Origin of the sequence: Desulfosporosinus orientis DSM 765, from assembly GCF_000235605.1 — a bacterium.
Lineage (GTDB): Bacteria > Bacillota > Desulfitobacteriia > Desulfitobacteriales > Desulfitobacteriaceae > Desulfosporosinus > Desulfosporosinus orientis.
Genome location: NC_016584.1, coordinates 2,085,006 through 2,109,695, shown reverse-complemented (window position 1 = coordinate 2,109,695; position 24,690 = coordinate 2,085,006). Strand labels below are relative to the sequence as shown.

At 41.8% G+C, this 24,690-nt stretch carries 19 protein-coding genes, 2 pseudogenes and 1 riboswitch; of the genes and pseudogenes, 6 read left to right on the top strand and 15 right to left on the bottom strand.

Going from position 1 to position 24,690, the window contains the following annotated elements; genetic code table 11:
* Positions 1–201 precede the first annotated feature (201 nt).
* The 5 genes from thiE to DESOR_RS09740 form a co-directional block, all read right to left on the bottom strand.
* Positions 202–831 carry a thiamine phosphate synthase gene (gene thiE, locus DESOR_RS09760; protein WP_014184426.1) on the bottom strand — a complete coding sequence of 210 codons (630 nt, stop codon included), beginning with the start codon at positions 829–831 and terminating at the stop codon, positions 202–204.
* A complete protein-coding gene (gene thiM / locus DESOR_RS09755) occupies positions 824–1,636 on the bottom strand; it encodes a hydroxyethylthiazole kinase (RefSeq protein WP_014184425.1) in 813 nt (270 codons plus the stop codon). Before thiM ends, thiE begins: the two co-directional genes overlap by 8 nt.
* Positions 1,603–2,829 carry a putative hydroxymethylpyrimidine transporter CytX gene (gene cytX / locus DESOR_RS09750; protein ID WP_014184424.1) on the bottom strand — a complete coding sequence of 409 codons (1,227 nt, stop codon included), beginning with the start codon at positions 2,827–2,829 and terminating at the stop codon, positions 1,603–1,605. Before cytX ends, thiM begins: the two co-directional genes overlap by 34 nt.
* Positions 2,826–3,629 carry a bifunctional hydroxymethylpyrimidine kinase/phosphomethylpyrimidine kinase gene (thiD, locus tag DESOR_RS09745; RefSeq protein ID WP_014184423.1) on the bottom strand — a complete coding sequence of 268 codons (804 nt, stop codon included), beginning with the start codon at positions 3,627–3,629 and terminating at the stop codon, positions 2,826–2,828. The genes cytX and thiD overlap by 4 nt, the downstream gene beginning before the upstream one ends.
* 83 nt (positions 3,630–3,712) lie before the next feature.
* A riboswitch (TPP riboswitch) is annotated at positions 3,713–3,824 on the bottom strand.
* A 37-nt stretch (positions 3,825–3,861) separates the two neighbouring features.
* Positions 3,862–6,531 (bottom strand): diguanylate cyclase domain-containing protein, encoded by a 2,670-nt coding sequence (locus DESOR_RS09740; protein ID WP_014184422.1) that lies wholly within the window; start codon positions 6,529–6,531, stop codon positions 3,862–3,864.
* Between the two features lie 262 nt (positions 6,532–6,793).
* On the opposite strand from DESOR_RS09740, the gene DESOR_RS09735 reads away from it, so the two are divergent.
* Positions 6,794–8,125, top strand: coding sequence for a DNA recombination protein RmuC (locus tag DESOR_RS09735; protein WP_014184421.1), 1,332 nt, complete (start codon positions 6,794–6,796; stop codon positions 8,123–8,125).
* On the opposite strand, the gene cydC is transcribed toward DESOR_RS09735, so the two are convergent.
* The 4 genes from cydC to DESOR_RS09715 form a co-directional block, all read right to left on the bottom strand.
* Positions 8,091–9,839, bottom strand: a complete 1,749-nt coding sequence (cydC, locus tag DESOR_RS09730) for a thiol reductant ABC exporter subunit CydC (RefSeq protein ID WP_014184420.1) — start codon at positions 9,837–9,839, stop codon at positions 8,091–8,093. The two genes, DESOR_RS09735 and cydC, sit on opposite strands and share 35 nt — an antisense overlap.
* Positions 9,836–11,566: a thiol reductant ABC exporter subunit CydD gene (cydD, locus tag DESOR_RS09725; RefSeq protein ID WP_014184419.1), complete on the bottom strand. Its 1,731-nt coding sequence runs from the start codon at positions 11,564–11,566 to the stop codon at positions 9,836–9,838. Before cydD ends, cydC begins: the two co-directional genes overlap by 4 nt.
* Positions 11,567–11,651: 85 nt before the next feature.
* Complete coding sequence (gene cydB, locus DESOR_RS09720; RefSeq protein ID WP_014184418.1) at positions 11,652–12,656, bottom strand: cytochrome d ubiquinol oxidase subunit II; 1,005 nt, start codon at positions 12,654–12,656, stop codon at positions 11,652–11,654.
* Positions 12,647–14,035, bottom strand: coding sequence for a cytochrome ubiquinol oxidase subunit I (locus tag DESOR_RS09715; RefSeq protein ID WP_014184417.1), 1,389 nt, complete (start codon positions 14,033–14,035; stop codon positions 12,647–12,649). The genes cydB and DESOR_RS09715 overlap by 10 nt, the downstream gene beginning before the upstream one ends.
* A 518-nt stretch (positions 14,036–14,553) precedes the next feature.
* On the opposite strand from DESOR_RS09715, the gene DESOR_RS09710 reads away from it, so the two are divergent.
* On the top strand, positions 14,554–15,129 hold the full coding sequence (locus tag DESOR_RS09710; protein ID WP_014184416.1) for a hypothetical protein: 576 nt from the start codon (positions 14,554–14,556) through the stop codon (positions 15,127–15,129).
* A 345-nt stretch (positions 15,130–15,474) separates the two neighbouring features.
* Here the strand turns inward: DESOR_RS09710 and DESOR_RS09700 are convergent, their stop codons facing one another.
* The 5 genes from DESOR_RS09700 to DESOR_RS09680 form a co-directional block, all read right to left on the bottom strand.
* Positions 15,475–16,716 (bottom strand): ammonium transporter, encoded by a 1,242-nt coding sequence (locus tag DESOR_RS09700; RefSeq protein ID WP_014184415.1) that lies wholly within the window; start codon positions 16,714–16,716, stop codon positions 15,475–15,477.
* Between the two features lie 808 nt (positions 16,717–17,524).
* On the bottom strand, positions 17,525–17,980 hold the full coding sequence (locus DESOR_RS09695; RefSeq protein ID WP_014184413.1) for a threonine/serine exporter family protein: 456 nt from the start codon (positions 17,978–17,980) through the stop codon (positions 17,525–17,527).
* Positions 17,977–18,885: a threonine/serine exporter family protein gene (locus tag DESOR_RS09690; protein ID WP_014184412.1), complete on the bottom strand. Its 909-nt coding sequence runs from the start codon at positions 18,883–18,885 to the stop codon at positions 17,977–17,979. Before DESOR_RS09690 ends, DESOR_RS09695 begins: the two co-directional genes overlap by 4 nt.
* Before the next feature lie 669 nt (positions 18,886–19,554).
* On the bottom strand, positions 19,555–19,920 hold the full coding sequence (locus DESOR_RS09685; protein WP_014184411.1) for a type II toxin-antitoxin system HicB family antitoxin: 366 nt from the start codon (positions 19,918–19,920) through the stop codon (positions 19,555–19,557).
* 529 nt (positions 19,921–20,449) lie between these two features.
* Complete coding sequence (locus DESOR_RS09680; RefSeq protein WP_014184410.1) at positions 20,450–21,121, bottom strand: peptidylprolyl isomerase; 672 nt, start codon at positions 21,119–21,121, stop codon at positions 20,450–20,452.
* A 272-nt stretch (positions 21,122–21,393) separates the two neighbouring features.
* On the opposite strand from DESOR_RS09680, the gene DESOR_RS09675 reads away from it, so the two are divergent.
* Entirely contained in the window at positions 21,394–21,933 is a 540-nt protein-coding gene (locus DESOR_RS09675) for a ferritin-like domain-containing protein (protein WP_014184409.1), read from the top strand.
* A 183-nt stretch (positions 21,934–22,116) separates the two neighbouring features.
* On the opposite strand, the pseudogene DESOR_RS09670 reads toward DESOR_RS09675, so the two are convergent.
* Positions 22,117–22,317 (bottom strand): annotated as a pseudogene (locus DESOR_RS09670) (N-6 DNA methylase); the annotation flags it as partial.
* A 537-nt stretch (positions 22,318–22,854) separates the two neighbouring features.
* On the opposite strand from DESOR_RS09670, the gene DESOR_RS09665 reads away from it, so the two are divergent.
* The 3 genes and pseudogenes from DESOR_RS09665 to DESOR_RS30950 form a co-directional block, all read left to right on the top strand.
* On the top strand, positions 22,855–23,838 hold the full coding sequence (locus DESOR_RS09665; RefSeq protein WP_014184408.1) for an asparaginase: 984 nt from the start codon (positions 22,855–22,857) through the stop codon (positions 23,836–23,838).
* Between the two features lie 50 nt (positions 23,839–23,888).
* On the top strand, positions 23,889–24,323 hold the full coding sequence (locus tag DESOR_RS09660; protein ID WP_014184407.1) for an Lrp/AsnC family transcriptional regulator: 435 nt from the start codon (positions 23,889–23,891) through the stop codon (positions 24,321–24,323).
* A gap of 141 nt (positions 24,324–24,464) precedes the next feature.
* A pseudogene (locus DESOR_RS30950) lies at positions 24,465–24,566 on the top strand (acetyltransferase); the annotation flags it as partial.
* Between the last annotated feature and the right edge of the window lie 124 nt (positions 24,567–24,690).

Sequence of the window (24,690 nt, the reverse complement as noted above, 5' to 3'; positions counted from 1 at the left end):
TAACTTTTCGTTGTATACTGCGAGATGACTAATACGTGCGAAGACAGTGTCTTCGTGGGCACCAGCCAAGTTTTCTAAATAGGCATTTGATCTCTAGTCTAATAATATCGACAATTAATCTGTTTTACTAGAGATATTTTAGAGAAAAAAGAACTATTCAGTGACCTGAATAGTTCTTTCTGCATTAATCGACAACTACTGTCAAAAAGATAATATTTTCTTTAATTCCATAGCGGCTGAATAGATATTCTCTTGCCCTAAAATGGCGGATACCACGGAAACTCCGTCCACCCCGGCGGCTCTGACTAAGGGCAGGTTTGTGGTTCCAATACCGCCGATGGCCACAACAGGTATGGAGACGGAGTGCTTAATAACTTCCAATTGCTTTAGGCTTACATCGGTTGCATCAGTTTTGGTTGCCGTAGTAAAAATTGCACCGACACCTAAATAATCGGCACCCTGCTGTTCAGCAAGAAGAGCCTCTTCCAAAGTACTTGCCGAGACCCCAATAATTTTATCCGGGCCTAACAACTCTCTTGCTTTGACCATAGGCAGATCATCCTGACCTACATGTAAGCCATCGGCGTCAATTGCCAGGGCGATATCAAGGCGATCATTGATAATCAGGGGAATTTGATATCGAGAGGTAATCTCCTTAACTTTTTCTGCCAGCTGCAAAAATTCTTTGGTGGAAACTGATTTTTCCCGAAGCTGGACCAGAGTGACCCCGCCCTGAATAGCCTGTTCAATACTTTCTGCTAAATCTCGATTTCCCAGTTGTTTCCGGTCGGTAACCAAGTACAAAGTATAATCAACAGCTGCTTTATTCATAACGAATTCTTCCTTCTTTCGCCAGGATTTCCGGAGTCAAATTGTAAATTCCGTCCATCAGCCTTGCTCTGAATGTTCCGATTCCCTCTCCGGGTCGCAGAGAAGCATAAGCGAATTCTCCGGCCAGACCCATACTTATAATTCCGGCAACAGCTCCTGTAAAATAATCCTTGTCGGCGCCGCAAAAAGTACCAATAAGAGAAGTGGTCATACAGCCTGTACCGGTAACGTCTGCGAGGATTCGATGCCCGTTGTCCAACAGGCAAACCCTGGTCCCATCGGAAACCACATCGGTTTTCCCGGTAATGGCAATGACTGAACCTAACTCAGAAGCCAGCTTTTGAGCAACAACCGAACTATCCTCTTCATCAGCAAGAGAATCTACGCCTTTAATGGCTACCTCTAAACCTGCTAAAACTTTGATTTCGGACATATTCCCTCGAATAACCTCAGGCTTTAACTCCTTAATCAGCTTTTCAGCGGTATTGGTTCTCAATTGAGTGGCACCAACCCCTACAGGGTCAAGAATGACGGGCACCCCTAATTCCTTGGCCCGTATTCCTGCCGATAACATGCTTTCAATAGTCCGAGCATTAAGGGTTCCAATATTAAGAACTAAAGCAGAAGCGAAGCCAACCATTTCTGCGACTTCTTCCTTGTCGTCCGCCATAACCGGAGACCCTCCGATGGCCAGGACAATATTTGCACAATCGTTCACGGTAACGTAATTGGTTATGTGGTGAATCAGGGGACTTTTTTCTTTAACGGCACTTAAGCTTTTGAAGATTTGCTCACGAATTTCCATTTTTCAGTAAACCTCCCTATTATAAAGTGGATAATACTGATGATCACCATGACGGGGATTGTAGCTCCCATGATGAAATCGTAGTTTATGAATTGATAGTATAATACAGTACCTGCGGCACATAGCAAAAGGGATTCCCAATTTGCCAAAAGATCCGGTTGGATCTTCTTTTGGTTTAATAAAAAGTAATCTGTCAAAAGGATGGCAAACAAAGGAGCAAAAACTGAGCCAATGGCGTAAAGAAAACTCTCATATTCTTCAATATTTACCACAACCGCAATTCCTGTTCCAATAGCTGTCATAACTAAGGCAATCACTTTCTCATTAAATCGGGGAAAAATATTCAAGAAGGATACCCCGGCGGAATAGGCATCTAAGAAAGTAGTTGTCACTGTAGACAAAACAATGATTCCTAAGGCCACCAAGCCCAGATTGGCAGCTAATAACATAGCTGAAGGATCTGCGTCGGAAGCAATGATTCCAGCTCCCAAACCAATAATATACATCCAGCTGCTGCCGACAAAATAACCCAGCCAGCTGCCCCAGGCTCCGCTTCTCCTGGTCTTAGCGAAGCGTGTATAGTCTGCAATCAGCGGCAGCCATGACAAAGGCATGACGACTGCAAGTTCAACAGCCGAACCAAAGGACATCTCTCCTGCTCCGAATCCTGAGAACAGCTCCTGGCTGCCGGCGATTATACTGCTTAAAACAAGAGTCAGCAAAAACAAGAGCACAACGGCAACATAGTTTAACTTTTTCCAGCCGCTGTCTTTCCCCAGCCACAGCCAGAGCATAATTAAGATACCAATAAGCAGGCTCCATACTGTGAGATGATCAAAGGACCAGAGGGTTTTGCTGATCTGGTTGACGGAACGGGCGCCAACAATAATCATGACTGCCGTCCAGCCCAGCAATTGCAAAACATTTAGGATCGAGAAAAAATACGATCCATATTGTCCAAAGGAAATACGAGTGGACTCCAAAGCAGCTATTCTTGCTTCAGTGCCAATGATTCCTCCTAATACCAAGATGGTGGTCCCAACCAGGTGACCCAATAGGATAGCTAAAACCCCCATTTTAAATCCTAAAGGAGCCAGCAAACCACCGGTTAATATTTCTGCCACTGAGATCGAGGCTCCAAACCATAAGGTTGCAAAATTAAACATACTTAAATTATTCTTTGCTAAATTCACTCAATCAGTCCCGCCTTTTTATAAAGTGTATAAAAGTGATGGGTTGGCCCCACACCTTTGCCTATGGCTAAAGAATGTTCTATGGCAACGGTGATATAATCTTTGGCTAAGGCAATAGCTTCTTTAAGATCATGCCCTAAGGCCAAGTTGGATGCTATAGCCGATGAGAGGGTACACCCTGTTCCATGGGTATTCTTCGTGGCAATTCTTGGGGAGGGATAATAGCTGAATTCCTGACCGTCATAGAGCACATCGATGGAATCCTCTTCTAAGTGCCCTCCCTTGAGGAGTACATTCTTGGCTCCCATCTGATAAATCTCCCTAGCTGCTTCTTCCATCTCAGGGATGGTTTTAATCCTGAGACTGGTTATAACTTCTGCCTCAGGAATATTGGGAGTAACCACTAAAGCCAGGGGCAGCAATTCCTTGACCAGAGTTGTTTCCGCCTTTTGATTCAACAAGTGATAGCCGCTTTTGGATACCATGACAGGGTCTAAGACAACCATTTGCGGCTGATAGCGTCTCAGCTCTTCGGCAATGGTTTGGATAATCTCTACTTGAGAAACCATGCCTATTTTTACCCCGTCAACTTCTATATCGTCAAAAATCGCCTTAATCTGCTTGGCAATCACCTCTCGGGAGATATCCTGAACTGCGAACACCCCTTGGGTATTTTGAGCGGTAACTGCCGTTATGACGCTCATCCCAAAAACCCCGTGGGCAGAGAAGGTTTTCAGATCCGCTTGAATTCCTGCTCCTCCACTGCAATCTGAGCCAGCGATAGTAAGTACCTTTTTCATATTGCACCTCCTACAATTTAAAATAATGTGATTGAAATAAAGAAGAGCACAAATCCAGAATAAGATTTGTGCTCCTTCAATGCTAAAAGAGTAAACTGCTTACCTACGCTGGCATTATCCAGATCAGGTTAAAGGGTCTCAGACTTCGTAGGGTCTAAATCTCAGCCGGCCTTTCCAGCCCCCCTGCCCAAATATGATATTGTAATTAAACTATCATGAGAAAAGGCTAAAGTCAATGGTCAATAACCTTTTGCAAAGGATAGGATAGTTCATCCAAACTATTCAGGTTCCGGTTCAATTTGATTACCTGAATAAATATGGGAACTAATTGAGGATCAAATTGAATTCCCCGATTTTTATTGAGTTCTTGAAAAGCTTGCTCCTGGCTGAGAGCCCTCCGGTAGGGACGATTGCTTGTCATGGCATCATAGGCATCCGCTATTGCCAAAATCCGGCACTCTAAGGGGATTGACTCTTCTTTCAGTCCCAAGGGATAGCCCTGACCATTCCACCATTCGTGGTGTCTCAATATGCAGTCGGCGATAGGTAAAAGATCCGGAGCAGATTGAGCAATACGATGGCCTATTTCACTATGCCGCTGCATTTCTTTAAATTCTTCGGCATTCAGACGTCCTGGCTTAAACAGTATGCGATCAGGTATGCCAACCTTGCCAATATCATGAAATTTTGCCAAAAGGCGCAAATCCGCCAGGGTCCTTTCCGATAAATTCAGGGCCGCTCCCAATGCCATCACTAAATCCTGCAGCCGGTCTGCATGCCCTTCCGTAATAAAATCTCTGGCCTCCAAAGCTTTCATCATAGCTTGTACGATAGCGCTGCGTGTACTTTTACTGTGGTGCAATTTTTCCCGGTACATACCATCATCCGCTTCTTTAAACACTTTGCTGATATCCACCCGGGTTTTTTCACTAACAGCAAAACCCATGGAAAGACTCAAAGGAAACTCTTCATTTTCTTGATTATAGTTTTCAACGGCTCGGCGAATCCTTTGACAAGCTTGTTCGACAACGGCTAATTCACTTTTGGGCAAGATAACGGCAAACTCATCCCCGCCGATTCTAAAGATTAGATCCTCTCCCCTAAAGCACTTTTTAATGAGGCCGGCCGTTAGTTTAAGAAGTTTATCTCCCGTGCTGTGGCCTAGGGTATCGTTAACCAGTTTGAGACCATTAACATCACACACTATTATCCCAACAGGAGCAGAATCGGTTCCTTCCAGAAGCTTTGTCTTCTCTTCAAAATAAGCGCGATTATATAAGTCGGTTAAACCGTCATGAAAACTCATATGTTCCAGTTTTTCTTGAAATTGCTTGCGTTCCGTAATATCTTCGCCTATACTGGCGACTCCGGAGACACTGCCCTCTGCATCAAAGAGAACAGTATGATTCCAATGCACATAAAGGGTTTGTCCTCCCTTTGTTTGGATGGGATAAATATTATGCACGGAAATATCTCCGCTGCTTAACACATCTTGAAACCAGGCCCTGGCACTTTTTTGAAGTTTTAAAGGCACAAACAATTCAAAAAAGTTATGGCCAACCACTTCATCCCGCCGATATCCCGTCAGGCTGAGTATAAAATCATTACAGAATATAATTCTCCCGTCCTTATTAATAATTCCTGTGATCAGCTCTACATTTTCCAGCATGGAGCGAAAACGTCGTTCCGATTCACGCAGCAATATTTCTTTGGATTGAAGTTTTTCATAATTAGACCTTAGTTCTTCTTCGACAGCTGCCAGTTCTTCATAACTGCTCTCCAAATCCTCCTGAACTATCATCTTCTTGATGATTTCTTGCTTTAGTTCCGCTTTAGAGCCTTCCAATTGGTGAAAGTACTCTTGAAGTTCCCTCGTCATCCTGTTAAAGTTAACTGCCAAGGACTCAACTTCAATGACTGGGCTGCCAAATTGATGATAAGTGCCATGAGAAAATAAATTCTCATTAAGCTGAGTCGTAAACCTGGCTAGATTCGTCAAAGGCAGGACCAGCCAACGCCTCATAAGGACTACTAAAACAAATCCTAAACATACGGTTATGATGACAAAATTGATGGGCAAATAATACAGCTGATTAGATACATAGGATGCCGGAACTGTAACGCCTAAGGACCACTCGCTGCCCGGTATTGGCGCGTAAGCAAGATATTTATCTCCATCTTGAAAGGTATTCTTAGTGAAACCGGTTTCACCCTCAATCATTTTGTTAATAGTATCTTTATAATCTGAAAATGAGCGATTATACATCCGCCCATTATAGCTCATAATAAATTCTTCATTAGGATGAGTAATCATCAGCCCATCTTTTTGAACGATAAACGCCTTACCAATTCCACTTCCTTTTGAAGAAACAAGATTTGTCAGCTCCGATAAATCAATACAGCCGCCAAAAAGAGCAACGACCTCGTTTCCTTTCTGAATGGGAACAGCAATAACGATGACATGGCTGCCATTCGCCTTCGAGTACAGAGGATCTGAAATAACAGGTTTCCCAGTTGTCATGACTTTTTTAAAATAATCACGGTCACTAATATTGCCTTTCAAGCCGGTATTCTCCAGGTAATTCCCCTTGCCGTCAGCATAAAAAAATTCTTCAAATTCCTTATTACGCTGGATTTCGCTGCTCATATACGCCAGGATCATGTCTTGATCCCCTCTATCCATGAAAGGCATATGGGCCATGATCTCAACTTCCGTTTTGTGAGCATTTAACCACAATCCCACTTCAGAGCTCAGGGATCCCGTAAGCGATGTGATATGGGTTTCCAAATTGTTCTTTAAGACTACTTGTGTTTTATAAGCAGCTAAAAATGACAGTCCGCCCAGGCCAAAGGTTAAAGCCACAATTATAAAAGCTGTCACATGAATCTTAAATTTCTTCATTCTTTCTCCCATATATCTATTCAATCTTCCTTTAATAAAAAATTCAACTTAAAATTATAAGGTTCGATTTATAAGCACAAAACTCCTCTATATTAGAGTTCAATAAGGATATTTATTTTTAACTAAAAAAGGAATCCGAAAGCGTTGCCTAAACTTTCATCATCTTTTGTGCTGCAACAGCGGCATGAGAAAATGTACAAAATTTTGTCCCCTCAATGTGCTATTCTATTCTCATGACATATTCTGCTTAGGAGGCATTACCATGACAGAACCTTTTTCCCTGGAATTAATCCTCATCATACTTGCAGCCATAACGATTATCCTGCTGATCATCTTATTAAGCCGCGTTGCCCGCAATCCCTTAAAGAATTTCGAGAGTCAATTTGCCGGGCTGGAAAAGAATCTTGAACGGAATGAACGCCTTGTTAACGGAGAAATTGCCAAGAATCGAGAGGAATGGTCCTCAAACTCCCGGCAAATGCGGGAGGAAGTAAATCAATCCGTTCGCTTATTTAACGATTCCGTTCTGGCTCGAATGTCGGAAATCGCCAATCTCCAGCGCAACCAATTAGATATTTTTGCCGCTCAGCTAGGTGACCTGGCCAAAACCAATAATCTGAAACTGGAGCAGATGCGCAATACCATTGAAGAACGCCTTCTCTTACTCCAAAAGGATAATAGTCATAAATTAGACTTGATGCGCGCTACCGTTGACGAAAAACTAAGCGCTACTCTTGAGCAGCGCTTAGGAGAATCCTTTAAATTAGTCAGTGAACGATTAGACGCCGTCCACAAAGGGCTGGGTGAAATGCAGACCCTGGCCTCGGGAGTGGGAGATTTAAAAAAAGTACTGACCAACGTGAAAACCCGGGGGGTTTGGGGGGAAATACAGCTGGGAAACCTGTTAGAGCAAATACTTACTCCCGAACAATATGCCTGTAATGTAGCCACTAAAGCCGGAAGCAATGATCGGGTGGAATTTGCCATTAAACTGCCGGCTCGGGATGGACAGAACAATACTATCTGGCTCCCTATTGATGCCAAATTTCCTATGGAAGATTATGAAAGACTGGTGGAAGCTCAGGATCAGCTTGACCACCTGGGTATTGAGGAGTTTGGCAAATCCTTGGAAACCAGAATTAAGCACGAAGGAAAAACCATTCATGACAAGTATATCGACCCTCCCAACACCACTGATTTCGGAATTTTGTTTTTGCCTGTGGAAGGGCTCTATGCAGAGGTTTTACGCCGTCCCGGTCTTTGCGAACTCCTGCAGAGAGAGTACAAAGTCATCATTACCGGCCCCACCACCCTGGCAGCGCTCCTTAATAGCCTGCAAATGGGCTTTAAAACTTTGGCCATTGAAAAGCGCTCCAGTGAAGTATGGGATTTACTGGGCGCCGTCAAAACGGAGTTCGGGAAGTTTGTTGATATCTTAGAAAAAACTCAGAAAAAACTTCAAGAGGCCAGTAATACCATTGACACTGCCACCCGAAAGAGCCGTACTATTGCCCGCAAACTTAAAGATGTCCAAACTCTTCCCGCCCAGGAAGCGGCATTTATGTTGGAGAATGAGCCTGAACACGGCGAGTAAAGGTCCTATCCCAAAGTTTGTGGTAAAAGCCCGGATACTGAATAAGCTCTGAGTGTTTGCCTCGTTCCACCACCCGCCCCTGGTCCAGGACGATAATTTCATCCATACTCTCTAAGCCGGCCAAGTGATGGGTTATGACCAGGGTGGTTCGTCCTTCCATAAGTCTATCCACCTCTGCCATAACTTCCGCTTCGGTAATTGGATCCAGCCCTTCCATGGCTTCATCCAAAATCAGAATGGGAGCGTTTTTCAGAAACACGCGAGCGATGGCTAAGCGCTGCCGCTGCCCACCGGAAAGTTTGAATCCCCCTTCCCCAACAAAGCTCTCATATCCTTTGGGCAGAGTCTGAATAAAATCGTGGAGTTTAGCCCTCTTACAGGCCAGGACCAGTTCTTCATCACCGGCCTCAGGCTTCGCCAGCAAGAGATTCTCACGAATGGTGGCATTAAAAATGTGGGTTCGTTGGGTTACAACTCCAATTAAACTACAGGCTTCGTCCTGACTATAGTCGCGGATAGAATGTCCGCCTAATTCAATCCGGCCCTCATTATAGTCCCAAAAGCGCAGGAGGAGGTTTACCACGCTAGTCTTCCCAGCGCCGCTGGCACCCACAATCCCTACTTTACCCTGCCGGGGAATGGAAAATGATACATGATCTAAAGCCCACGGTGCCTTCTCATCATACTTAAAACAGACGTCATGAAAAGCGAGACTCATTTCTTGGGGGTTCACTGTCAACGATGCCTGATCCTTCACTGCAGGCTCTGCCTCCAGCATCTCCAGCAAGCGGTTGGCAGCTGCGCGGCTTTCCTCTAAATGATGAGGAACCAGAGCTAGTGGAAACAGTGCTTCAAAACTGCTTAATGTCCCAAGAGCCAACATCCCTAAATTGACCCCGCTCAATCTTCCTTTTTCAACAAGGACTATTCCTAAAATAAGCACGAGGACCATGCTTAAATTAGCGGCCATTCCTGTTATGGCCGAGGACAAGGCAGACAGCCAAGCGCTTCGGCGCTGCTCCTTTCTTAATTGTTCATTAATCTCCCGAACATCCTTCAAGTAGGATTCAGCTTGCCCATAAGCTATCAGTTCGGTGATTCCCATAAGTCCATCGGCAACCCTAACCATTAGCTTTGCTTTTAGGGCAATGACCCGCCCCCCTATTCCTTTGCTCAGAATATGAAAGATCCATGGAATGATCAGTCCTGCCATGAGAAAACCGGCTGCCAGAATGGCTGAAAACCTTAAATCAAAACGAGCTAAGAAAAGTCCATAGCCGGTGAGTACCAGTACCGCCACAAGAGGAGGGGCCAAAACCCTGAGAAAGAGGTTCTGCTGGGTTTCTACATCAGCCACAATCCGTCTTAATAAATCCGCACTGCGCAGGTTCCGCAGCCGGGCAGGGGCCAAAGGCTCTATACTTTGATAGAACTTCACTCTTATTTCACTTAAGATTCGAAATGTCACATCGTGGGAAACATAGCGTTCCACGTAGCGGGAAACTGCCCGGGTAATACCAAAGAAACGAACCCCGACAATGGTAACCATCAGGTCCAGAACCGGAGGGTGCAGAGCGGCACGAGCCAAGAGATAAGCCGCTGTGGCCATTAAGCCGATATGGCTGGTAACTGTCAGGGTACTTAAAAGCAAAGCCAGAAAGACTCGCCGCCAATGGGGCAATAGCATAGGGATCAGCCAGGTTTTACCTTTCATCCAGTTTCACCTCGGTATTGCTGCAACAAGCGTAAATAGAGTCCCCGCCCTTTCAGCAAATCTTCATGGGTTCCTTCTTCCAGAATCTGCCCTTGATCCAAGACCAGAATTCGTTGAGCCTGAAACACCGTGTCCAGCCGATGGGCAACTATTAAAGCGGTCCTTCCTCTCAACAGCCGTTTCAGGGCTTCCTGGATTAATGACTCACTTTCCAAATCCAAATTTGAGGTTGCTTCATCTAAAATGAGGATTGGGGCATCTTTCAAAAAGGCCCTGGCCAGGGCAATCCTCTGGGCCTGGCCGCCGCTTAATCCCGCACCTTCTTCTCCCAGATAGGTTTCGTATCCGTCAGGAAGTTTCATGATGAAATCATGGGCTGAAGCTTCTTCCGCCGCCCGTTTTACCTCTGCCAGTGTAGCAGCAGGCCTGCCAAAACGAATATTGTCAGCAATAGTTCCTGCAAAGAGATGAGGATTTTGGGGTACATAGGCAATCTGCTCCCGCCAGGTTTCCAGATTCATGGTCTTAAGGTCGGCCCCATTAACCTCTATTTCCCCTGAGGCAGGATTAATAAATCCCAGCAAAAGCTGAGCAACAGAGGTTTTACCCGCTCCGCTTGGACCAACCAGAGCAATCTGTTCACCGGGAGTCAAGGTAAAATTAATGTCCTTTAAAGCCGAAGGTTCCCCTGTTTGATAAACCAGATTTACATTGCGAAAAGTGATGCTGTGGTTAGATGCTATAATCGGATTAGTCCTTAGGCCCGGTTCAGTCTGCAGGGGATAATCTAAAATCTCAAAGATTCGCTCTGCAGCGTTTTTCCCGGACAAACCGGCATGAAAGTTTAAGCCTAGGGTTCTTAGAGGAGTATAAAACTCCGGTGCCAGCAGTAAGAGAAATAACCCCGCAGAAAAGGTCAGGGTTCCGTTAACCAGCCTTAAGCCGATGGTCACCGCTACCAGGGCCGTGCTGATAGTTGCCAGGAATTCCAGCATCAGAGCGGACAGGAAAGCGACCCTTAAAACACTCAAGGTGGATTTTCGAAAGGAATCGCTGACTTTTTGGATAACTCTTGTCTGATCCTTTGACCTGCCAAATACTTTAAGGGTGGGCAAGCCTTTTAAAACATCCAAAAAATGTGCACTCATCCAGCTTAAGTTTTGCCACTGCTGAAGGGATTTTTTTTCCGCCAGTTTCCCAATTAAAATCATAAAGATGGGAATAAGGGGACCGGTTGCTAAGAGAATCAATCCGGATTTCCAGTCCCGGGGAAAGACGAAGACCAGGATTAACAAGGGTATCCCCGCTGCTAACAGGAGCTGGGGCAGATACTTGGCAAAGTAATCCTCCAGAGAGTCTATCCCCTCCGTCACTGTGGTGATTAATTCTCCGGCCCGCTCTCCCCGGGCATAGATGGGACCCAAGGATACAATATGTTTTAACAATTCCCCCCGCAGGTTCAGCTTGATCAAGGAAGCGGCCTCAAAGGCAGATATTTCACTGGCCCATTGCAAAACAGCGCGCAGCCCGATAATCAGCAGTATCATACCCAGAGAATTCCAAGTATCCTTCAGCATAGCTCCTTCTAAGAAAACCATGGCTGCAACTCTGGAAAAAAACCAGGCTTGAGCAACTGCCAACAGGGCAATCCCTATACTCAGAGCTATGGAAAGGATGAGAAATTTCCAAACAGGTTTGCTTTCTCTCATTAAGCGCTTATCGAACATAAGTCTCACCTCCTACGATCAAGACACACATAAAATAAAGGGCAAGAATTATCTTGCCCTTTGATTATATCTCAAATTCTTGATCTTAATAGTGCAGATTTTTTTCGGTAACTCTGTTGCGGAAGACCCAATAGGTCCAGCCCTGATAGAGAAGGACAATGGGAACCATAACGATTGCCACTATGGTCATAATCTTCAGGGTGTAGGGGCTGGATGAGGCATTATAGATGGTCAGGCTCCAGTCCATGTTGAGACTGGAAATCATAACCCGGGGGAAAAGTCCCCAGAATAAGGATAGGGTGAACAAGAGAATTGTGAGCCCATTTGTGATGAATGCCCAGCCGGCCTTGCCGGAGCGCAATAAGATGGCTGCCAGGATAAGGGTTACCCCTGAAGCAAGTAAGGTTATGCCTGCACCCAGGCTGGCAAAAAGATCTGTTTGTAAATAGGTTAATACTGCAAAGAGCAGAACGACAGGTATTGCTGCTAAGCCAATCTTTTGCCCAGCTGCCGAGGACCGCTCCGCCATAGTTCCTGTGGTCTTCAGGCTGAGGAACAGAGCGCCGTGGAGCATGAAGACCAGGAGTGTTGTTAATCCTCCTACGATAGTGTATGGCGAAAGAAGATCAAAGAAGGTTCCCGCATATTGCATCTTGGCGTCAATAGGCACTCCTTTGATTAAATTGGTCATAGCGACGCCCCAAAGAATGGACAGTAACAAGCTTCCTGTGAATATAACCCAATCCCACGTCGATCTCCAGCGAGGACTTGCATCGCTGCTGCGGTATTCAAAAGCGACTCCGCGAATGATTAAAGAAAATAAGACTAGAAATAGGGCCAGAAAAAACCCGCTGAACAGCGTAGCGTACCAATTAGGGAAGGCTGCAAACATAGCTCCCCCTGCGGTTATCAACCAAACTTCATTCCCATCCCAATGAGGACCAATGGTGTTAATAACCACCCGCCGTTCCTGATCATTTCTACCCAGGAAGGGCAGCAATATCCCTACTCCAAAATCGAACCCTTCCAGAAAAAAGAACCCGACAAACAACACTGCAATGAGGATAAACCAGAGGATGTTTAAGTCCATAATGACGCCCCCCTAACTCCGCCTTTCAGGTTTTCTTCCTTATTGACCTCTTCCGGTCCTTTTTTAATATATTTTACCATCAGGTAAACTTCCGCTATGGCTAAGACCAGGTAAACCAGCAAAAAGCCGATAAAAGCAATGGTCATTGAAACCAATGATACGCTGGTGGATAAACCTAAATCCACTTGCTGTAATCCATAAACGATCCAAGGCTGCCGTCCCACTTCAGCTAAGAACCATCCTGCCGTATTGGCGATATAGGGAACAGGAATCGTCCACAACATTAGCTTCAGGAACCAAGCCTTTTGCTCGTAAGCCTTTGTTTTATAGAAATAAATGCCCAGCACTGACATTAATACTAGCCAGAGCCCTGCTGTCAGCATGATTCGAAAACTCCAGAACAAGGATGTTACCGGCGGAACATAGTTTCCCGGCCCATACTCTTGAACCGCTGCCTCTTGCAGTTCATGAATGCCCTTAACCTCACCTGTAAAGCTATTATAAGAGAGAAAGCTTAACAAGGCTGGAATTTTGATTTCAATGTTATTTTTCTGCTCTTTCTCGTCAATAGAGGCGTATAGGGATAAACCGGCGGGATTTTCAGTCTCCCAATGGGCCTCGGCTGCCGCCATCTTCATTGGCTGAGATTTGACAAGATGCATTCCCTGCAAATGTCCGATGCCTGCCACGCCTAAGGTACTGATCAGTCCAAAAATAACAGCGATTTGAAAGGATCGTTTGAAAAGGTCCGGATGGTTCTTTTTCAGTAAATGATAAGCGCTGACACCCATGACAAAGAATGCCGCTGTCACAAAGCCGCTAAGTACAGTATGAGGGAATTGATAAATGACATGAGGATTGGTAATTATGGCGAGAAAATCCGTCATTTCTGCACGGCCATTGCGCAAGGCATAACCAACAGGTTCCTGCATGAAGGAATTTGCTACTAAAATAAAAAACGCAGATATATTCGAAGAAATTGCTACAATCCAAATGGCTGTAAGATGAATTTTCTTGGATAACTTATCCCAGCCAAACACCCACAGTCCTAAAAAAGTTGACTCCAGAAAAAAGGCGACTAAAGCCTCCATGGCTAAGGGAGCACCAAAGATATCCCCTACGAAGCGGGAATACTCAGACCAGTTCATACCAAACTGAAACTCCTGAGTTAAACCGGTGACCACACCTATGGCAAAATTGATCAAAAATAATTTTCCCCAAAACTTAGTCATTTTTTTGTAAGTTTCATTGCCGCTCTTAACATACCAGGTCTCCATCATAGCAACGAGAACCCCTAACCCCAGGGTTAGCGGCACAAACATAAAATGGTAAAAGGTCGTCATGGCAAATTGCAGTCTGGATAAAATAAGTTCGGTCATTATTACACCTCCAATAAATTAAAATAAGTACTAAGAACCTTTCCCTAAGTCACCACTATCCACCTCTCTTCTTCTCTCCTCTGAGTTTATCTTGTCAATATTTCTGCAAAATATATGATAATAACTTTAGTATTATTTATTATTATATTAATTACTATATAGTTAGTCAACTAATATTTTAACGACTTTAAGATATTTTATGTCGATTCATTGTAGAGGTTTTCTTCGCCATTTTCTGATAACTCGATAACTTTCAGTTATAAAGCAACTCCGCTAAATAAAAAATGAGCTAAAAAAGGGCCTGTTCAGGGCATAAAAAAGTAGGGTATCTTCATTAGAAAATACATCCGTAGACTTATAAACCTAAAGATAGACCAAACATGGCAGAACAAGGTCAGAAGGCTTATGGCAAATATTAAATTACATATTTTATTTTTTCTTAGTTTATTTTCCTTGTTTCTAACAAACTATAAAGGTAAGAAGAAATCATTAATTCATGCCCGAAAGGAGAAAGATGTATGAAACTATGGAAAATAATCAAAATTGCTTGTCGTGAGGATACTATAATGTTAGGGGTAATAAGTGGTTTAATGGGTACCTTAGCTATGGACATTGCTAACCTATTTTTGTATAAAATCCATTTTTCTGAAGCACTATGGGGTCATTTCGCTGGTTCAATTTTTATTCCTGCCCGTCAAACAAAAAAACCCCAAAACTTTCTCCTAGGCCAAATTGAACATCTAATAACAGGTGGGATATTAGGCATACCTTTAGCTTATGTATTAAAAATAACTAAAAAATACCCTAAACTAAAAGGATGTGGCTATGGACTAGCAACTTGGGGCCTTTTATATAACATATTTGCTAAAGCAAAATTATATAGCATAAAACATCATACTTCTATAAGCTATTACTCAACACTTATACAAAATACGATATTTGGAGTCGTTGCCGCCCAATCAATCGTTTCATTAGGCGGAGAAAAAACTAGCCAAGTTAATAAAAATGTACAAATGAGTGACTTAGCTAATAACACTTTTATATCAACAACTGATGCTGCAACTTATAAAAATGACGAATTATTACAACATTGAGTGCATATTCACCAATGATAAACAAAATCGGTCTTGGGAAGACCTGTACTGTTCACGATGATATGCAAATAGAAAATGTTCCCAAAGAATATTATGGTTTTTTAAATATAAAATAAAATAATTCTACAGCAAATCACCCTGGGAATTCCTAATCAAGAATTCCCAGGGTGATTCACGATTACTTCCATGTGCATTTCACTGCGATAATATAGTCCACTTTGGACTTGCTTTTGTTGCATTGTTCTTTTCCGTTGCAGTCTCCCACGAGGAATCGGGAACATAATGCTCAACACAACCACCTTGAAGTCCGCAACCCTCGCCATGAACGACGATAATGATATCGCTTTATTGGTGATAAGCATTCATGCCGTGTTCTTCCATATCCAGGCCGGCAAGCTCTTCCCCTTCCGAGACACGGATACCCAACGTCTTTTTGAGAACAAAAAACAAAATGAAGGTTACGATTAGGCAGAAAGCCCCAACGGCAATAACGCCGATGAACTGCGACAGCAGGAAACTCCCGCCGTGGCCGTAAAACAATCCCGCGTCTCTGCTGAGGAATCCAGCAAGAAGCGTTCCGATAATACCGCTGCAGCCATGTAATGATACAGCGCCAACCACATCGTCAACGCGCAGCTTCTTTTCCACAAACTGGAGGCTGAAAACAACCATTGTACCGCAAATCAAACCGATTATCAGGGAACCCATGTAACTTACTGAAGCAACACCTGTACAGATACCCACAAGTCCTGCCAATGCGCCGTTTGCAGCCAAAGTGGGGTCTGGTTTTTTGTATTTTATCCAACTGATGAACAAGCCGGCAAGACCTCCTGCGCTGGCAGCTATAGTTGTAGTAATCGTTGTATAGAACGTAACTTCATCGAGCCCAAGCTCTGAACCCGGGTTGAATCCATACCAGCCAAACCATAAGATGAACGCGCCAAGAAGACCCATTGGTATGTTATGACCCGGAATAGCATTTGATTTGCCGTTCTTGTATTTTCCGATTCTAGGTCCGACCATAAATGCACCCGCAAACGCGGCGTACGCGCCGACGCTGTGAACAGCTGTGGATCCAGCGAAATCCGAGAAGCCGATATTCGCAAGCCAACCGCCGCCCCAGATCCAATGTCCACAAACCGGATAAACAATACCCGTCATCACAGCACTTACAATCAAATAAGAGTTGAACTTGAAGCGTTCAGCTACACTTCCCGAGATTATCGTAGCAGTTGTAGCACAGAACATCGTCTGGTATAGCAGGAAGATATGCGGTGATAATGTCATACCGTCCCAAATCTGCAGGTTCTGATCAAGGGGATTGAAGAAGCCGTTGATTCCAATAATTCCATGCCATGAATCTCCATACATGAGGCCAAATCCGATAAAATAATAGACAAGAGCACCTACCAAAAAATCACATAAGTTTTTCAGCCAGATATTACAAGCATTTTTAGACCTTGAAAAACCACTCTCCATCAATGCAAATCCAGGCTGCATCAAAAATACGAATACCGCAGCTACCATAACCCATATCGAGTTAAACATATAAGCGTTTTCTTCGGTTAACATCGAAACAAAATCCATAATAATCTCCTCCTCTTTTTCAAGCCTAACACACGCAACGGGGATAGAGATTATATCTTATCCCGGTATCTCACTTTGACATTTGAGTAAAAAACAATATCGTTCTTATTAAAGGTTATAATTTCTACGCCCTCCTTTTGGGAGATATTTTTATTTACAGTCAGATGCGCATCTTTACTGATAAATACAATTTAATTTGAACCGTTAAATTCTTCCAGAGCAGCGAAATATGTATCCAGGTTTGCGATAGCAGCCTGAAGATAATATGAAGTGCGGGTAAGGCTTCATTTGCTACAGAAGCTCGAGCGTCGTGCTCCTGACGATCTCAGTCAGCGACAGAAGGCCTGCAGTCGGTTCGCGGCAAGCAGTATCCCGTTTGCGCCTTTTTTACATCCTTATCCTGGATGATATCTTCTGCCCATTTTTGCATGTTGATTTTCATTAAAATATCCTTCTTATGCATTTTTAAAAATAAACAAAGGGGTCACATATTGTGACCCCTTTGTCGCATTACATTTATTATTTGAAATCAGTAGCGTTACATAAAGTAATTGGTAAAAAGTCGAATTCAAACATAAGCTCCGCGTCATTACCATCGATGATTCTGTCAATGATTTTTCTCATCGTTACTAATGACCTAACTGCATTTCCAAATGATGTATTTTATTATAACTAATAATTTGCTTTTTGAAAGATACAATATTGTTGTATATTTAGGTTACAATTTTCTCTAAAAACGCTTAAATATCCTTGCGACTAAAGGAATAAATAATAATGATGAATAACAGGAGCTGCGGTTCCCTCTTTTTTACATTGAATGATGACGGTATTCATAAGAGCGTAATGCAAAAACAACTCTGGACAGCGAAGATGCGACCATAATGCCGGCTGCTATGGCCACTGCAATACTAACCGTATAAGAGCCATAATCGGTAAACTCTACAAACTTATTATTGATCACATAACTCATTGTGTAGTATAAGGCCCGACCAGGAACTAATGGTATAATAGCTGCTGTTAAAAAAGTAGTAGCAGGCGTTTTCTCGATTCGGGCGCATATCTCCGAGTAAAAGGTCACTATGATAGCCGATACGAAGTACTGCGTCATTTCGCCGCTTAGCCAGAGACCACCCAGTAAGTATATCACCCATGCTAACATACCACCTAAAGCAGCATACCATATTTTCCTGCCTTTAATATTGAATAGAATCGAAAAACCAAGTGAACCCATAAAAGCCAAAATGATTTGAAATGCATGGATCATTTAAACATACCTCCAACAAAAACTGATACCAGACCGAATCCAAAAGAGATGGACAAAGCTACAAGAATAGCTTCACAAAGGCGCAGTAGTCCTGCTATCGTATCTCCGCTTATGATATCCCTTATTGAGTTCGTGAGAGCCAATCCTGGTATCAGCAGCATGATATTTCCGATTGCAATTTTATCGAAGCTATGACCTATCCCGGTTCTAACTAACAGAACCCCCAGCATACCTACAACGAAGGAGCATAGTATATTTACAATAAAAACATTCTTATCTAATCTTTGGATAAAAGTGATCGCTGATTTCAATATCATGCCGATAGCTGCAGAAACTGCTGCATCATTCAAGTCACCTCCATAGAAAATCGTGAATGTTCCAGCAATCATACCATAAACTAAATATTGGACAATCGGACTATATATGCGTCTAATACCGATCTTTTCAATTTCATTTCTAATATATTCTGCCTCAGGTTTGTGAGCACAAATATAGTGGGAAAGATTATTAAGTCTGTCCAACTTATCCAAATCCGTTGAGTATTTTAAGATCCTCCTGGTTTGAGTGAGGGTATTTCCGCTTCTCGATTGAAGAGATACGACGATGCTAGACGTGATAGTAAATACATCCACCCGCTTTGCATCATATGCTTTGCAGATACGACTGATGGAGTCCTCCACGCGATTTACTTCAGCACCGCTGACCAGCATTTGTTCTCCAATATCCAATATGTAGCTTAGTAATTCTTTTGTAAGCATATCATTTAATACCCTTTCAGTTTTTCTAGACAATCTGAAGACATACTTTTTAACATCATGCCTCACGATACTTCCAGTTCGTTCTCCTACGGAAAGCGTGGAGCTTAATATTTGTTTAGTATAAAATAATACCTTCTTTAATTCCATTGTTTTATTCTAACTTGTTGGTATCATTATGCCTTCTGACTTGGATGAACCATAATTATACCGCAAAAACCCGAAAACTGTTTCAAATAGTATTGAACAATAATAACCAGATACTTGCTAGGAATTAATGCCTGTCAGGTAAGCTGATTGGATATTTAGTAAACAAATTCCCTTAAAATGGCCCTGCCTCAAGGTTACATTTCCTTGAAGGCAAGGCCATTTTTATTTGGAGTTGATTTTAGTTCATTAATTAATTAGACTGCCCCCCACCAGGACGCAGTTACAATAATAACAATAAAGTAACACCAACGTGCCTGGATAGCTCTGTATCCATTGATAGAAACACTCAGAAAAAGGCTAGACGAAGGGTTCGAGGTCCTTCGCCTCTACTGTCTAACGACTCAATCTTTGATACAAATTAACGATGCACCCACTTTTTTCAAAGGGGGTGCATTTTAATTAAGAACAATTTCTGATAGACTGTAAATCCGTTATTCAAGATCATAGAAATTCATTTTGAATTTATGGTCTCAAATCTTTTGGCATTTGGATTTCGCGGCTCTAATCCTTCAGACTCACACCTAATCTTGTACATTTTTACTACGAAGCCAAATTCATCAACTTCCTTGAACATCATAAATCTCTAGGAGTTATATGAAATCGGCTATCTTATAATCTATATCCAATACCTTTAGATAATTGATGAATTATTAGCTGATTTAAACTTACATTTTCGTCTTTAGCCATTTGTGAAAGAGTACGATGTAATGTTTTAGGCATCCTAACTCTCAATTGTCCCGAAAATTCTTCAGCTGTGGGTTCAGGAATTGCTCTTCCTAATTCAAAGCTCGCCTCAATCCATTCCCTTTTTGCATTGCCTAGATTTTCGACTGCTTCTTCTAAGGATTCGCCGTCTGACATACAACCAGGAAGTAAAGGTATTTCAGCAAACCAACCGCCACCTTCTTCTTGGGAAAGTTTCTTAAGTTTAATTTCATATTCTAGGTTGAGGTAATATTCTAGATCTTTACCCATTATTCTTCACCTCTGTCTAATTGTTGGATCGCGCTAATCGCTTTCTTTACATAGGATTTCTGCATTCAAAACCATAGTGCTTCAAGACTTTGTCGATATTTTCAAATCTAACATTTTTTGGGTTATTAACTATATCTGAAAATAGCTTGTCTAGTTTAGTCATTGTATCTCCCCTCTACTACATGATACCACATACGGAACCAAGTATACATATAATAGTCTTTAAGCCCCCCTTGAAATTATCATGCAAGCCTATTTGATATAACGTAAGATCAGGCATTCAAACAAATTAGATTAGTCATGGTACCCAAGAGTAATTTAGGACAAGAACACAAAAGAGCCGAAGATAATTGCTTTATCTTTATTTCCTGCTAAATTCCCCCAATTCGACAATACTAATATTTTCCAATCAAAAAGACGCTTGTTCAGCGTCAAAGAGAGTAAAAGAGCTTTCCTATTCAACTCTAAACACCATTTCCTCATGATTAGTAACTAAATATTAACAAATAAACCAATGCTGCTGTAAATATTACTTTTCTTGAATCTCTATGGACTTCATGAGGACTGGGGTAGTTGGTGCGCTTACTTCACCTGAAGGGCTTGGTCCTACGGGTACACTTGCTATCTTATTTACAACATCCATACCAGAATCTACTTGCCCAAAAATTGTGTAGTTTGGACTTTTGTTTAAGTTCACTGAATCAGCACCTGAGCAAATGAAGAATTGACTGCCATTTGTATTTGGACCTGCATTAGCCATGGCCACTATCCCAGGTGCGTAGGTATGCGCTTTGGACAATTCATCTGCAAATTCATAACCAGGTCCGCCAGTTCCAGTACCAGTTGGATCTCCAGTTTGGATCATAAAAGTTTTTATAACTCTATGGAATGGAACGTTGTTGTAGAAGTTGTTAGACGCTAAGAATACAAAGTTATTAACTGTTTTTGGTGCGTCTTTTGCAAACAAGTTAACACCTATGTCACCCATTGTCGTGTGAATAGTCGCATGATATTGTTTTGTAATATCGATTTGCATTACTGGAGCTGTAGCCCACGTTTTTGAGCTGCCGGACTGTACATCCGGTGTTACAGTATTTGATGAAGCTGCTGGAGTTGGCGAAGCAGGTACTGGTGCTTTTTGTGCACAACCTGTAAGAGATACTAATAATAATGCAAATACTAATAATAATGCTTTTTTCATGATCGGTCTCCATTTTCTTTTAGATTTTGGTTGTTCATTGTATGATCCCCTAAACTTTGATCATAAATGTGTGGTGCGGCTCTCCTCTTTTACATCTTCTATAGGATACCACCTGCTATGGATTCAGGTCAAAATTGACCAAAGTGAAGCCCCTCACCATCTCTGATGAAAGCAAAATTTGAAGTTAAAACGTACATCGAGGGATGCCTTGACATTTTTCAATCCCCCCAGAATATATAAAAAAAGGATTCTTTTTTCTGGAGGTTAATGTGATGAGCGAAATCAATTATGAAAAGCATAAAAGAGGCAAATACGCTGACCCATCTCCCTACCCCGAGGTGAAAGTTCTTAACCCTAATCTCAATTATGCTGAAATATTAATGGATGACTATGCTGGGGTAATCAGTGAGTTTACTGCCATTAGCCAATATCTTTATCATTATTTCTTATTTAAACAAATTGATAAGGAGCTTGGAGATTTACTAGAAAATATAGCAACAACTGAAATGCTGCACATGGAAATCTTAGCAGATACAATAAAAAAACTTGGGGGAAGTCCAGTAATAAGAGGCTCCAATAGTTCTATACATGAAAATTTTTGGTCGGGAAAATACATTTATTATGGATCTGATCTTTGTATGCAATTAAAAGTAGACATTGATGCAGAATACAAAGCAATTGCAGAATACGAAAAACATATTTACTACATTAATGATTTTCATGTACAGGCAATACTCCAGCGAATCATACTTGATGAAAAAGTTCATATCCATCTCTTTACTCAAGCCCTTCAAAAATTTTGTGGCTGTTGATTCTTGTTTTTTTATATTGCACTACCGCACGCTCAACGTGCCTTGAGTAGACAAAAATGATGTCGTGAGGACCTACCGCTTCCTTAGTTGAAGAGTATTTTTCACTAAAACGGATTATCAATGAAAAAGAGTCAAGAAACAATATCCTTGACCCTTCCAATCAATTCCTACACATTAATTTCCAAAAGTTTCAATAATCTTATTGATGTTTTCTTCAGTAAGCCTATTTTGATTCTTACCTTTTTCAAATTCGTTGCTTGCATCGATAAAGAAAATATCTTTTGTTTTACGATTTTTTTTAAATACTAAAATTGTCGTTGGGATGGATACACCGTAAAACAAGTTGGCAGGTAACCCTATCACTATATCAAGATAGTTCTTTTTACCTCTACACTATAAGCCGATTGTACTCAAAACCGTATTCGGCGGAACAGGCTAATGGGCTGTCATATATTGTCGTTCCGTGTAGGTTCCAGGTACCTTCGCGGAACGACAAGTTCCGCCGAGTATAAGCTATCGGACTAAAGAGCTTTTTGCCTGCGGCAACTTATAAAAGACATGGACAAGAGGTACCTGCAAGCAAACCGTGGCTTTTTTAGGGATCAAAGGGGGAAACTATGGAATCATCAACGGAATCAAACGATCAAACAATAATTCCTCAAGGTAAGGAGGCCCTGAACCGGCCAGTGTGGCAAACTGTGTTGACATTTCTTAGACAGTTTCGACAATGGTTACTGTGCTTGATTTTGACCGCTTAGTAAATGTTAAGTGAAAATCAAAATTATCTTTAAAGTAATATTAATTTTTCAACAAAATCATAACTTTATTAGGCTGTTTTATTAAATACACGTAATTTGATTCATGTACACTTGGATTGCCTAATGCTACAATGATAGCACGTTAAAAGAAAGGCTGTTCAAGATGAAAAAGATACTTTTTATATTTACTGGTGGAACTATTTCGATGAAAAAGGATGAAAAAAGTAATTCATCTATTCCTGTTATGGATGGAGAAGACATTCTTAGGTTAACGCCAGGCCTTGAAAACATTGCAGATATGCATTTCCTCAATTTCGGCATGATGCCGGGCCCGCATATGACGCCGGAGAAAATGTGGGAATTGTCATGTTTGATTAGTAGTAAACTAGAACAGGGTGGTTATGATGGTGTGGTTGTCACCCACGGAACGGATTCCATGGAGGAAACGGCATTTCTTGTAGATCTGACTTATCAAGGCACTAAGCCCGTGATTTTCGTAGGTTCTATGAAAAATAGTTCTGAACCTGGGTGGGACGGACCTTCTAATCTTATAGATGCTCTATGTACTGCAGTATCCGGGGAAGCATACAATCGAGGAGTCATGGTAGTAATGAACAAGGAGATACACTTGGCTTCTCAGGTAACAAAAACAAACACAAATACTTTAGACAGTTTTAAAAGCAAAGATTTTGGGCCTATTGGGTTTGTTGATGAAAATAAGGTTCATTTCTATTACAGCTATAATAAAAGAGAATACATACCTGCTGGACGAATTGACAGTAAAGTTGATCTTATCAAGTGTGGTTGCGGAATGGATGACAGATTGTTAAAGTTCTGTGTTGATTCTGGAACCCACGGGATTGTAGTTGAAGGTATGGGCAGGGGCAATATTCCGCCAAATATGGTTCCGGGGATTGAATACGCCTTGGACAATAACATACCGGTTGTTCTGGTATCAAGGTGTTTCATGGGAAGAGTTATGGATAATTACGGTTATGCTGGTGCTGGTCACGAGTTAACTCAAAAAGGTGTCATTTTAGGTAACAATCTTCCCGGGCAAAAAGCTAGAATAAAGTTAATGATTGCCCTGAGCGCGACTAAAGATACAATTGAGATAAAAAGTATTTTTGAACAAAATTATTACTAAAAAGATTTTAGGTTGAAACTTAATACACCTTTGCCAGGGAGGATTGTTTTATGGACTCAACGGATTACAAAATCATGCAAGCACTTTTGGAAGACGGTCGAATTCCCATGAAAGAGCTTGCCAAAAGGGTGTCTCTCAGCCCACCTGCAGCAGCGGAAAGAGTGAAGAGACTTGAGGAAGCAGGCATTATTTCTGGTTACAAAGCTGTAATAAACTATGATAAACTGGGCAAGAACATCAATGTACTTATTAATGTTGACATGAATGTTCAGATGGCAGAAAAGTTTATGAATTTCGTTAAGACTGAAGATTTGATTACTGAGTGTCATCATGTAACCGGACCTTATTGTAAAATTGTGAAGGCACGATTGGACAATATGCTTAGCTTGGAAAATCTGATCGGGAAAATACAGGCTTTCGGAAATACTGAGACATTTATAATACTTTCTTCCATTGAAAAAGAAATTATGAGTTCAGATATATAGATGACGTTGGACCATGTTTCAAAACCCGATAAGCCTTTTGTCAAAAAGGAGCATAAAAGATGAATAGTCAGAACCAACAAACTTATGAAATAAGAATGCTTTATGATAAATTAAAGAGAAGCATCTGTCAGAAATGACCATGAATCCGTTTATTTAAAGAATGTGATTAAAAACCCAAATATTCTTGTAGGCAATTACACCTTTTATAATGATTATGTCAACGACCCTACACAATTTGAAAAAAAACAATGTTCTGTATCAATACCCTGTAAATCAGAAAAAGATTTGATTCAAAAATTGTTGAAACCTTACTGCGTTTACAGTGGTGGGATTGGCCTTACGATAAGATCCAAAAGCATTTAAATGA